Origin of the sequence: Shewanella sp. ALD9 (assembly GCF_002836315.1) — a bacterium.
GTDB lineage: Bacteria > Pseudomonadota > Gammaproteobacteria > Enterobacterales > Shewanellaceae > Shewanella.
In genome coordinates this window covers 182,003-194,048 of sequence record NZ_PJCD01000043.1, presented here as the reverse complement: position 1 = coordinate 194,048, position 12,046 = coordinate 182,003, and the positions used below count along the sequence as shown (strand labels likewise).

10 protein-coding genes and 1 pseudogene are annotated in these 12,046 nt (G+C 42.6%); 6 read left to right on the top strand and 5 right to left on the bottom strand.

Features of this window, described 5'->3' with window-relative positions; all coding sequences use genetic code 11:
• The first annotated feature begins 86 nt into the window (after positions 1-86).
• Entirely contained in the window at positions 87-1,292 is a 1,206-nt protein-coding gene (locus CXF88_RS20535) for an alpha/beta hydrolase-fold protein (protein WP_101088631.1), read from the top strand.
• 142 nt (positions 1,293-1,434) lie between these two features.
• On the opposite strand, the gene CXF88_RS20530 is transcribed toward CXF88_RS20535, so the two are convergent.
• Positions 1,435-3,306 (bottom strand): DUF885 domain-containing protein, encoded by a 1,872-nt coding sequence (locus tag CXF88_RS20530; protein ID WP_101088630.1) that lies wholly within the window; start codon positions 3,304-3,306, stop codon positions 1,435-1,437.
• Positions 3,307-3,487: 181 nt separating this feature from the next.
• Between CXF88_RS20530 and CXF88_RS20525 the strand changes: the two genes are divergently transcribed.
• The 5 genes and pseudogenes from CXF88_RS20525 to CXF88_RS20510 all read left to right on the top strand — a co-directional run bounded on the left by CXF88_RS20525 (position 3,488) and on the right by CXF88_RS20510 (position 7,253).
• Positions 3,488-3,727 carry a YdcH family protein gene (locus CXF88_RS20525; RefSeq protein ID WP_101088629.1) on the top strand — a complete coding sequence of 80 codons (240 nt, stop codon included), beginning with the start codon at positions 3,488-3,490 and terminating at the stop codon, positions 3,725-3,727.
• 547 nt (positions 3,728-4,274) lie between these two features.
• A complete protein-coding gene (locus CXF88_RS20520; RefSeq protein ID WP_101088628.1) occupies positions 4,275-4,949 on the top strand; it encodes a DUF2971 domain-containing protein in 675 nt (224 codons plus the stop codon).
• 89 nt (positions 4,950-5,038) lie between these two features.
• Positions 5,039-5,197 carry a hypothetical protein gene (locus tag CXF88_RS21940; RefSeq protein ID WP_157822842.1) on the top strand — a complete coding sequence of 53 codons (159 nt, stop codon included), beginning with the start codon at positions 5,039-5,041 and terminating at the stop codon, positions 5,195-5,197.
• A gap of 102 nt (positions 5,198-5,299) precedes the next feature.
• Positions 5,300-6,190: a site-specific integrase gene (locus CXF88_RS20515; RefSeq protein WP_101088627.1), complete on the top strand. Its 891-nt coding sequence runs from the start codon at positions 5,300-5,302 to the stop codon at positions 6,188-6,190.
• Positions 6,187-7,253 (top strand): annotated as a pseudogene (locus CXF88_RS20510) (IS91 family transposase). The gene CXF88_RS20515 and the pseudogene CXF88_RS20510 overlap by 4 nt, the downstream one beginning before the upstream one ends.
• 902 nt (positions 7,254-8,155) lie before the next feature.
• On the opposite strand, the gene CXF88_RS20500 reads toward CXF88_RS20510, so the two are convergent.
• From CXF88_RS20500 to CXF88_RS20485, 4 genes are all read right to left on the bottom strand, one after another.
• Complete coding sequence (locus tag CXF88_RS20500; RefSeq protein WP_101088626.1) at positions 8,156-8,653, bottom strand: GNAT family N-acetyltransferase; 498 nt, start codon at positions 8,651-8,653, stop codon at positions 8,156-8,158.
• Positions 8,650-8,922, bottom strand: a complete 273-nt coding sequence (locus CXF88_RS20495; protein WP_011639367.1) for a DUF1778 domain-containing protein — start codon at positions 8,920-8,922, stop codon at positions 8,650-8,652. Before CXF88_RS20495 ends, CXF88_RS20500 begins: the two co-directional genes overlap by 4 nt.
• A 154-nt stretch (positions 8,923-9,076) precedes the next feature.
• Positions 9,077-10,738 (bottom strand): amidohydrolase, encoded by a 1,662-nt coding sequence (locus CXF88_RS20490; RefSeq protein WP_101088625.1) that lies wholly within the window; start codon positions 10,736-10,738, stop codon positions 9,077-9,079.
• 180 nt (positions 10,739-10,918) lie between these two features.
• Positions 10,919-11,659 carry a haloacid dehalogenase type II gene (locus CXF88_RS20485; RefSeq protein WP_197708483.1) on the bottom strand — a complete coding sequence of 247 codons (741 nt, stop codon included), beginning with the start codon at positions 11,657-11,659 and terminating at the stop codon, positions 10,919-10,921.
• Positions 11,660-12,046 lie beyond the last annotated feature (387 nt).

Below are 12,046 nucleotides of genomic sequence, written 5' to 3'. Positions count from 1 at the left end.
AGTTTAGATATTGCTAAATTGCCTTGTGTGATGTGGTCTGGTAGCTTCGGGTTAACTTAACTGTCACGTTTCACCAGGAAGGTACCATGCTTACAATAGGGAAAAAACGTTATTTCAAATGGCCGAGCTTATGGGCTAAAAGCCTGTCTATATGCGCATTATTACTAAGCTTTTTTCATGCTAGTGTGGTGTTTGCTACTGAAATGTTGCCGCCAACGACCGAAACCTTGAGTGTGAAGTCTGCTTTATTTAGCGAGCAAGCCGATTTTTTGGTGACCTTACCAAACAGTTATACCAAGCAAACCGATAAGCGCTACGTGGTGTTATTTGACTTACATCCTCGTAGCCATTTGTATTTAGCGGGTATGCATGACTGGATGAGTCATAATGGCGGCTGGCCGTGGTTAGAAACCATTATTGTTACAGCACCCGATGGCCATCAAGGCTTGGGAAAATTAAAACAGCGTGCGATAGAGCAGCAGGGCGATCAAGCACTATTGGACTTTTTTGAGCACGATTTACTGCCCGCAATTGATAAACGCTATCGCACCAATGGCTTTCGTATTTTTAACGGCTTCACTGGCAATGCAGGTTTAGTGCTATACAGCTTAATTAATCGCCCTAGCTTATTTAATGCCTATATTGCTGCCAGCCCAGTATTATCAACAGACTTTGCTTATGTGCTCAATGATGCGCCTAAAAATCTCAAAAAAATGGACGGCAAACCAAGATTTCTATTTGTTAGCACCAGTGATAGCGACTTTGAACAAAGGCAGCTGGATTCGTTTGCTAAGCTTGAAGATATTATTCAAACCAATGCCAATGCTAAATTGAACTATCAAATAAAGCGTTTTGACGGCAGCTATTATATGACTCAACCTATTTTGGCGACGGCATTAGGTATCGAGAAGATATTTAACGATGTTCACACTGTTCTAGCGGCGGATTCAGAAGTATCGCAACAAGGGACTAAAGCGATTCTAGCCTACTATAAACGGTTGTCTGATGAGGTTTATGGCTTTGATGTGCCAGCAATTGATTCGCTGTTAGCTTTAGGTAATAGTTTAGTTCAAGCAGCACCACAGCAAGCGATTGGGGTTTATCAAGATACGCTGAAAGCCTACCCTAAAGCGCATTCGGCCTACCATGAGTTAGCCAGTGTTTATGCTGCTACAGGCAAAATAACTCAGGCTATTGAAGCTGAACAACAAGCGTTAGCGAGTACCGACCATCCGTTCTATCAAAACAAATACACTAAGCAATTAGCCGCGTTTCAAAACCAAGCTAAATAAAACTGATTTAAGTTAAACCAAGTTGCAAAACGATAAATGACAATAAAGCCACAGCACGAGTATTCGCCCTGTGGCTTTATTGTCTAACCTGCTCAAACACTATTATTCTGAGCGGAAGCTTATTATTTCGAGCTGAGGTTGATTACGCAGCCGTTTCGCTGGCTAACCACTGATTAATTTTTTGCTCCATTAAATCTAATGGCAATGCGCCATTTTCTAATAAGCGATCGTGGAACACTTTAATATCAAACTTATCACCTAAGACTTGCTTGGCTTTGGTACGTAGTTCGATAATTTTCAGCTCACCCAACTTATAGCCGAGTGCTTGGCCTGGCCAAACGGTATAGCGTTCAATTTCGCCGGTGGCTTCCGACAAATGAATCCCTTCAGTTGCCACCGCGTAGTCAATGGCTTGTTCACGGCTCCAGCCTTTGGCGTGCATGCCTGTATCAACCACCAGGCGAACTGCACGATGTAACTCTGACTGCAAACGGCCAATGTTGTCGATAGGGTCATTAGCATAAATGCCCATTTCGGCAGCTAAACGCTCGGCATATAAAGCCCAACCTTCGCCAGCCGCATTGGAGTAAAACACTGTGCTTAGCAGTGGTAATTCATCAGATAAGCCAATAATGGTTTGTAAATGATGACCAGGATTGGTCTCGTGGTAGGTCAAGGTCTGTAATGAATAAGATGGCAGTGATGCCGTGTCATACAAGCTGATCCAGAAGGTGCCTTTACGTGAACCGTCTTGCGAAGGGGCATCGTAAAATGCGCCGCTAGTAGAAGCTGCACGGCTGTCTGGTACCGCTTCAATAGCCACATCTTGATTAGGCAAGCGACCAAACCACTGTGGTAATTTTGCATCAACCAAGGCTAAGTCGGCATCAATATCGGCCATTAGCTGTTGCTTACCTTCAGGGGTATTAGGGTAAAGATATTGTGGGTCGTTGAGTAACACCTGCATGCGCTCACCGACGGTGCCATTAACATAACCGACTTCTTTGAGTAGCCCGTCCATCTCGGCAGTAATCCGGGCTACTTCAGCTAAACCGAGTTGATGAATTTCATCAGCAGTTTTGGTCGAATTGCCTAAATGCTGGATAAGCGTTTGATATAACTTCGCCCCTTGGGGTAAACGCCCAATGCCAGCTTCATGAGTTGCTTTTGGACTTACCGCTTCTAAAGCTGCAATCAATTGGCGGGTGGCGGCATAGTATTTAGTCTCGACCAGTTCCGTAGCAGACTTTACCAATGTATCGCTATCGACCACTTTTGCTGCGTTAAGTTTAGCGTTGAAGCTGGTCACTAAAGGATGGCTGTTTACTGGGCCGCTGATTTGGGCCTGTAACCCACGCAGAGTGTTATCAATGACAAAGTCCGGTGGAATGACGCCTATGTCGGCATCATGGTTAAGCTTATCGATAAGCGTCCCCATCGCTGCAGGGTATATGCTTAAACGGTTTAAATAAGCGTTCGCTTCATCGGTATTGGTAACGGAAAATTTGTCTTCCATGTAACCGGGGAATTCAATTTGCAAACCCGATAAATGGTTTACGGCATAGGGTAAAAACCACACGCCATACTCGCCTAATACCGTGCCATAATTCACTGTTTGAGCAGGTAATAAAGCGCCTTTCACTTCAGACTTTATCGCGTTTAAGCTGATCGTTTCTGAGGGAGTTAAGCTTGTTGCATCAATATCGTTGAGTTGACTCAGTATTGCCTTAAGCCCTTTGCGACGATGGGTTTCACCCGATGGGCTGTAGTCGGTGAGTTTAGACATCACTTTGGCATTGATGCTTGCGTCGCTCACGCCATAATAAGTGGCAATTTCAGGTCTGAGTACAAAATAGTCTTTAGTGATCGACTCTACTTGCTGCTTAAGACTGAGCTTAGTAGCAGACTTTCCCGCTGTTGCGGTGATAGAGTTGGAATTATTTTCAGGTGTTGCTGGATCTGAACATGCGCTGACGAGCAGACTGATGATTAAGACATTGAGAAGTTTTTTCATTGATTACTCATTAAGTTAATAGCGGTATTCAAGTACGAATATAAGCATATCCTAACAGTTATAGCGGTTAAGCTGTTGCAGTTTTTATATGCTTGTTATTGAAAAACATGAGAGTAAGTTTGACGATAAGGTGTAAATATGGTCTAACATTATTAGACATTGACATGAAAAGGAGAGAAGTATGTTAGGTGAAAGCCATGCGTTATTAGTTGATTTCCCTGAGTATCAAGACAAGATTTCATTGTTAACCGCCAATGATACTGAGTTTGCTGAAGATGCGAAGCTGTATCATAAATTAGATACTGAAATTCGTAAGCTGGAGTTACGCAATACTCCAACAAGTGATGACTTTATTGAGCAAGCAAAGCTTGACCGTTTGGTATTAAAAGATAAGTTGTATCAGTTGTTTACCCAAGCTTAATTCGTTTATTCCGCGTTTGTTTTGGCTATGTCAGCATTTAGGTTGTGATGACATGGTCAATTTCTTGCTGCAATCTCAGTAATTCTTATTTGTTTTTATTATCTTTGATTTATGGCCTGCGGCCACTAAGGTCGTGGCGCTTCGCCCACACCAGATTTTCAAACTTCGTTTGAATTAAGATCGCAAGGTTCCACCCTGCACGGGCCAAAAGGGAGATCAACAGCAATCCCCCTCTTGGATCACCCCTGCCGTTCCGGCAACATTTTCGCTTTTTAACCAAACAACAGCAGCGAAAAAATTGCGACGGAAATTGATCCAGCTTTTAACTTCGTTTTAGTGTTCTTCGGCCTTATTCGAAAATGCTAACGCTTCCGATGGGGCGTCCCTTCCCCTCGAAAGCTAGCTGGCCGTCCATGGCCAGCTCACGCTATTTTCTTCAGCGGCCTCAATGCAGTTGTAACACTAATAGATTTAACTGCTTTACATCGAAGATAAAGCAAATGTAGGATGATATTAATCAATAATTTCAGCGGCCAAAGGATTATTAGTGAAATTGTTCCATTTTTTACCAGAGGTTTGGGCGTTAGAGGCAATTAACAAACAAAGGCTTAAAATTTCAAAATATTCGGATTTCAATGACCCATTTGAACTTACCGCTATGTCGTTAGGTGATCGGATTGATCGAAGGCTGATAAATGAGAGCAAAAGAAAGTTGGACGAAAAGTTGAGAGTTCTTTGTTGTAGCGCTAGCTGGAATAGTCCATTGCTTTGGGGGCACTATGGTGATAAACACAAAGGTGTAGCCTTAGAGTTAGAAGTTCCAGATAAAGCTGCTGAAGCAATCTCTTATCGGAAAAGCCGAGAACAGGTTGATCTTGGCGATTTATTTTCACAGCGAGATGAAGAATCTAAACGACGTTTTTTTAAACTTTGTAATACAAAATATATTGAGTGGGGCTATGAAGATGAGTATCGAGTTCAATTCACCCAAGAAGATTTTTACTCTGAGGGTGATCATGACTTTTACGATTTAGGTACTGAAATTAAAATTACAGGTATAGTTCTTGGTGCTTTAAATAAAACTCTAACCAAATCCAAAGTTCATGACGTTTTACCTCAAGGGCACGTGATTTCCGTAACGACGACTAGAACTGCTTTTACATCGTTTAATATTGTTCATAGAAAAGACAAGCCAGTCTATAAAGTGCAAGGTGAGAGCTAACCAGCAAATCAATTAGACCCTCGTAAAAAACAGCCATTTAACTCTGGCGAATTATTTGGGCGTTATACGTATAAAAAGGATTCCTCAGCATGGAGCATAATTTTGAAAAACTTAAAGAGCATATTTTGCCTTTATCCAATGCCACTGATTTCTATCAAGCAAAAAATGAGTGGAAACTCGTAGGTGTTGAAATAAACGAAGGTTGGGATAATTGTCCTTGCGGTCAATCTATCAAAGAGCTTTGTTGAACGAAGCCGCTCTGCGGCAGAAAAGATAAAAGCCCATCTTTCTCACCATCATAAATACTTACTAGACCCTGCCTACCTTGGCATTTATCTAGGAGTATTATCATGAACTCTCATGAACAACAACGCTTTGATTTTCTTTATGAACAACATCTTACCAATTTAACTCTGCAAGGCAAGCGGCCTGCGACTATCGATGCGTACAGTCGCGCCATTAGGCGCATTAGCGCTTATTTTGACTGTTGCCCTGATAACCTTTCAACCGATGACTTAAAGCGTTATTTTGCTGATTTAATTGCCTCTCACTCCTGGAGTACCGTAAAACTCGACCGCAATGGATTACAGTTTTTCTACCGGTATGTCCTTAATCAATCTTGGGAGTGGCTCAACATTGTTAAGCCGCCGCAGGTCAAACGCCTACCGGATATTCTAACCCCTGCCGAAGTCTCAATCGTCATTAGCCTCACCCATAAGCTGCGATATCAAGTGTGCTTTTTAACCTTATACAGTATGGGGTTGCGCCTCGGTGAAGCAATTTCATTACAGGTTGGCGATATCGATTCAGCGTTGATGCAGGTGCATGTTCGTGACGCCAAAGGCGGCAAGGATAGGCTAGTACCTTTACCACAACGCACATTGTTAGCGCTTCGGTATTACTGGCAAACCCATCGCCATCCTCGGCATGTATTTCCCGGTAAAGATGGCAAGCCAGACTCGCTGATGGACCGCGGTGGTATTCAAAAGGCCATGAAAAAAGTGATTTCTGAGTGCAACATTCACAAATCTATCAGTCCACATAATTTACGTCACAGCTATGCGACTCATTTGCTAGAGCAAGGATTAGATTTACGCTCAGTACAACACTTGCTCGGTCACAACAGCCTAAACACCACAGCAAGGTATACACGTCTCACTCATATTACCCGTAAAAACACGGCCTTGTCGGTTAACCAGCTCACTAATAATTTGGTGTTGAAGTGGGAGTGCGAGATATGAAGTTTATCGATATTTTACGTGACCATCTTGATGCGTTTAATCAAGCTTATGATGGCCAAATAACAACATCAATGCGCCATGCCATTAATGCCATGCTGAGCTGTCGCGTTCACACCCAAAGAGCTAGCCACTGGGTTTGTCAGGGGTGTACTCATACAGCAGATTTCCCGCTATCATGTGGTCATCGCAGTTGTCCCCAATGCCAGTACAACACCACAGCAGATTGGTTAGCTAAGCAACAGGCTAAATTGTTATCTGTCGATTACTTTATGGTGACATTTACTTTGCCATATGAGCTGCGTGTGGTTGCTAAATATCAACCGGAAGTACTCTATCCAGCCATGTTTTCAGTGGCTGCCAGTGTGCTCAAAGACTTTGCACTTAACTCACCAAAACTTGCCGGTGATATTGGTTTCACTGGCGTGCTGCATACTCACAGCCGGCGGCGAGATTTACATCCGCATATTCACTTTATTATTCCAGCGGGCAGTTTCAACAAAACCCAACAACACTGGAAAAGAATAAGGGCAAATACCTGTTCAACGCTTTCAATTTAGCTAAAGTGTGGCGCGCACGTTTACTGGAACAGTTGGCAAAACTGAATCTCAAACTGCCAATCTCACTGCCGAAAAAATGGGTGGTTGACTGCCAGCATGTGGGTAAAGGGTTGCCTGCACTGCAATATCTATCACGCTATCTTTATCGTGGTGTACTGCCTGACAAAAACATCAAAAGTGAAGTCGATGGTCTGGTGAGCTTCGAGTATGAAGACAATCAAACCAAATCGAAGAAAATTCGTACTCTACCCGCCACAGAATTTCTCTGGTTGATGCTCCAGCATGTGTTGCCTAAAGGGTTACGACGAGTGAGAGACTATGGATTACTCAGAGGCAATGCCAAAAAACTCAGGCTACAAATACAACTGATGCTGGCGGTTGCTGGGGCTGTATTTCCAATCATTCCCGAGATAAAGCGCAGATTAGCAACGCGCCGTTGCCCCTGTTGTCGGCAACCAATGCGCTTTATGGGCATAGTGAAACGACCGACAAACTTAATACCCTGAACCTAATGTTAAAAATGATAATAAGGATAATGGCTTAACTGAATACCGCGGAGGGTTAATTTAAGATACTGAAATATAGCGAGTTAACTAATTAGCAAAGAGGCTAAGGGAACTGGCTGCCTACTGAAAAGTAGCGAGCTAACAATCACATCAAACAGCGCGTTTTCTCGAGCTGTTAATTACATAATAAAAAGTCACATCTCACGTGTTCGGGCTTGTTCAACACTTAGGATAAGGACGCGGCTTCGCGCGGCCTATCCTTATTAGTTATATTGAAAATCAACTCAACAATCAGAAAACTTATGTAGGCAATGTTTGTATCAATAAATTTATTGGTATTGACACAGGTAATTTGTTTGCTGGGCTTAAGCGAATAGCAAAAGATGACTCAGCTAATGCAAATGAAGATCTAATAAGACATGCTTATAAATTAGGTTATATCTTCGAAAATGAATATAGCTTTCTTATGGAGACTAAGAATAAGCGCAAACTTTCGGAAAAGCAGCTTGCGTGGAAACAAAAAATTAATAACCGTATTACTAATCAAACAGTGGTTAGGGCAAAGCCGTAATGTATGGACATCACATTTGATCCTTCTATCAGTCAATAGAAGATCCTGTCTTATTTGACTGCTTTGCAGACAAATATAAATCAATCAACAAATTCATCTACTTCGTATGTCGGTTAGTTTTTGAATCGCGTACTTTTAATGATACAAACAAATACAGAGGTTCACTTATTGCAATTCTTTTAAATAAAGAGTGATGCCTGATTCTTTGGAATGTAAGGGGCACTTTGGGGCAAATAGATTTAGGAGGTAGAGCTATTTTTAGAGGGAGTTACCTCAGGTGTTTTGTGCGCAGTTAATATGACTCTAGTGAGTTCCCAAGACTTTTGGTTAATTAACTTAAGCTTGCTCTTACATCTGCAATGGTGATGAACAGTTTGTTTTCTGCGTCTTGAAAAGCCTGAAATCCATAGTGTTCGTAGAAGTGTGTTGCGCCATCTTTTGCGTCAACAATGACGACTGGGAATGCTACGCTATCACTTGCCGCTAGCAGTTTTCGTAGTGCATCAATAAGTAACCATTCGCCAAAGCCTTGTCCTTGGTAGCGGTCATCGATGGCTAAGCGGGCTATAAGGCCGCCAGAGGTTGATGATTGATACTTTTTCTGTAGTTTATCCGGCAGAGCCTTTAGGTCAATTGGTGTCATTGTTAAGGTATAAAAGCCAATGATATGCGAGTTATCGTTATCATCTTCTAAAATGAAAGTTCTGCTGTTGTCTTTCGTGGATTGCTGACTCGCCATGACTTTTAGGTAGTGATTAAGAGCGTCAATACCACAGTTGAATCGGTTTCTATCGTGTTTAGCTTTATCTAAAAGTACCGTATTCATTATTGGGTTTTGCTTTCGTAACGTTCCGAAGCCGTTTTGAGTTTTGAGTTTGGTGTTGCTGGACTGTCTAGTGCTTCCATAAGCAACATCGCATCTGTTTGACTTAGTTTTAGTACTTGTTCACGCTCAATGATTTGTTTGGCTTTTTCGATTGCGGCACTGAGTACAAATGAGTTAATGCTCGACATACCAGCGATAGCTGCTGCCTTTGTCAGTAAATCTTGGGTGTCGACATCAACTCTAGCGGTGATGCGAGGTAAAGTAGTCGCCATAATATAATCTCCATATGTGCCAAAATGTCACACAGCTATTATGGTGTTAAAACGTACAATAAGCAATGCCTGTGTCACTTTGGCACACAGGCAAAAACGTTATTAAAACCAATTCCACTTATCTTGTTTATCAATAAACCATACTCAACGCAGTTTACTCTTGTGCAAATACCTTGCGGCCGTTGACCCAGGTGGCGATGACTTTGTTTTGCCAGATCTGTTGTGGTTCGATTGTAAAATAGTCATCTTCGACTAGGATAAAGTCTGCTTTTTTACCGGGTTCTAATGAGCCTAAAAGCTGCTCTTGATGGCCTGCGTAGGCGGCGTCGATGGTGAAGCTTTTGAGTGCTTCGATACGTGATAGTTTTTCAGTAGCGAGCCAGCCGTCGAGTGGTTGGTTAACATGGTCTTGGCGAGTTACGGATGCATGCAATCCAAAAAATGGGTTTGGCGATTCAATAGGGAAGTCTGAACCGTTGGCGATGACGGCATTAGCGTTTAACAGCTTGCGCCATGCATAAGCACCGGCCAAGCGGGCTTTACCTAAACGGTTTTCGGCCATGTTTTTGTCGCTGGTGGCGTGGGTTGCTTGAATCGATGCGATAACCCCAAGTTGGGCAAAACGCGGTATGTCGGCTAAATCGAGAATTTGTGCATGTTCAATGCGATGGCGTAATGCTTTTGAGTCGGTTTCTGCAATGGCGGTTTGGTATTTATCGAGTACCACTTGATTGGCGTTGTCGCCAATGGCGTGGGTATTAACCTGAAAGCCTGCTTTCATCGACTGTAAAATCAGTTTGCCGAGTTGATCGTCTGAATACAGCATTAAGCCTTTATGGCCGGGTTGGTCTGAATATTCTTTGATTAACGCCGCACCACGGCTGCCAAGCGCGCCATCGGCTGATATTTTAACACTGTCGACTTTAAACATGTCATTAGCAGTGGTGATATGGCCTTGTTTTAAAATGCTAGTAAAGCGAGGGTCTTCCACTGACAGCATGCCATTAACCCGCACGCTCATGGCATTGTTCGCTGCTAATTGTTGGTATGCCTTGATGTTGTCGATGTTGATGCCGGCATCGTGCACACTGGTTAGCCCGTATGACGCTAGGCTATCCATCGCTAGGGTTAAGGTTGATTGTAATTGCTGCTGATTGAGATCGGGGACTATGTTAAACACTAAGTTCATCGCATTATCGATTAATACACCAGTAGGATTACCTTGATCGTCTTTGACAATTTCACCGCCTTCTGGTGCCACTGTGGTTGACGAAATTCCCGCGAGTGCTAACGCTTTGCTGTTAACCCAAATGGCATGACCGTCAACTCGGCCAAATGATACCGGATTAGCTTTAAAGGCTTTATCTAGGCTTTCTTTAGTCGGGAATTGTTTGCTGTCCCATAACTCTTGGTTCCAACCTCGGCCCATTAACCATCCATCAGTCGGGTTGTTTTTACTAAATGCTTGCGCGCGTTCAACGGCTTGTTGTTCGCTACTGGTATTGGTCAAGTCTGCGGTTAATAAACTCAAACCATAACCTAGCACATGACCGTGGGCGTCGATTAATCCAGGTAATAAGGTTTTACCTTTGCCATCAACTGAGGTGATATCAATTGCACTAGGTAAGGCTTGATTTAAGGTAAATAGTCGATCAATTTTGTCGTCAGTAAATTGGATAGCATTGAAGGTTTGCAGTTTTCCGTCGACGAGCGTGTAGCCATTAACATGATGCATCAGTGTGGTTTTTGCCATGGTGTTTGCGCTTAAACTAGCCAAACATAATGCCACTGATAGCGCTAAATATTCCTTTCTCATCTGTTTTCCCTTTTTATGACGACGATTAATCAGCATTCATTAAATGTTAATTAATGGTTAATGGCAAGGGGCAGTGCAAGTCGTCTTAAGGGGGGGGAGATTGATGGGGCTATATAGAAGGAAATACTCATTGCTGTGTAAATTTATCGCCCAGCTAATACTGGGCGATAATCGTTAAGGCTAGTTGAACTTAGCTAGGGTGCTGGCTAATTCGTTTACATCCAGTACGTTGTAGTCTGGTTGTGCTGCTAGTGGGAACAACACTTTACCTTGGCGACGAATAAAGGCGGTTTGTAAGCCTGCTTTATCTGCACCGGCAATATCCCAGCCGTGCGCGGCAACCATTAACGCTTCATTTGCATTAACACCTAAATCTTTAATGGCCCATTGGTACGTTTTTAAATGCGGCTTAAATACTCCAACAGACTCTATGCTTAAGTTGGCATCAAAATACTGGCTTAAATTAGCATTTTTAAGCTGTAAGGTTACGCCTTCCAATGATGAATTGGTTAAGGTGACTAGTTTGTAGCCTTGGGCCTTCAATTTAGCTAAACCTTCCGCAACATCTGGGTGAGCGGGTAATGAACGAAGTGGCGTTAAAATGGCGGTTTTAGCTTGTTCTGGTGTAATGGCAATGCCGTTGATTTCGGCGACCATTTGCAGTGACGCAACGCCAATGCTACCAAACGTTTGGTAATCACCTGTAGCTGAAACTACTAAAGAATGATGCAGCATGGTTGAGAACCATAATGGCAGTAAATCTTCACGGCCATTAAGCGCTTTACCCACAGAGGCGCGCATATTTTCAAGATCTAACAAGGTTTCATTCACATCAAAAATAATCACTTTAGGCTTAACTAATGGTGCTTGCACCGCAGTATCTGCTAGATCTTTAGCAAAAGCGCTACTGGTATTAAGCATAAAAAAAGCTGTCGCAAGCGATATTAAAACACGGATTTTCATAAAACCTCTGGCAATGTGATGTTGGTTGAAAAGAACTTATCGAGTATTCATCTCACTATTGTTGTCTGTGATACTGACGATAACAAGTTGAACGATTGTTCATTAATATAGTCAGCCTAAATGAAACTGACCTTAAAATCACGGTTTTATTGCCCAATAGTTTAATAAATCTGAACTCGGGATTTGAGGTGACGTACATAGCAGCGCCACTGGAGATAGACATTATCGCCAGTGGTACTGCTATTAGTAGTGAGTTTTAGTTGACGTTGTGGCTATTTGATTGAGAAAAGTTGAGCCCAATTGTTTAACTGTTTAACTGTTTAACTGTTTAACTGTTTAACTGTT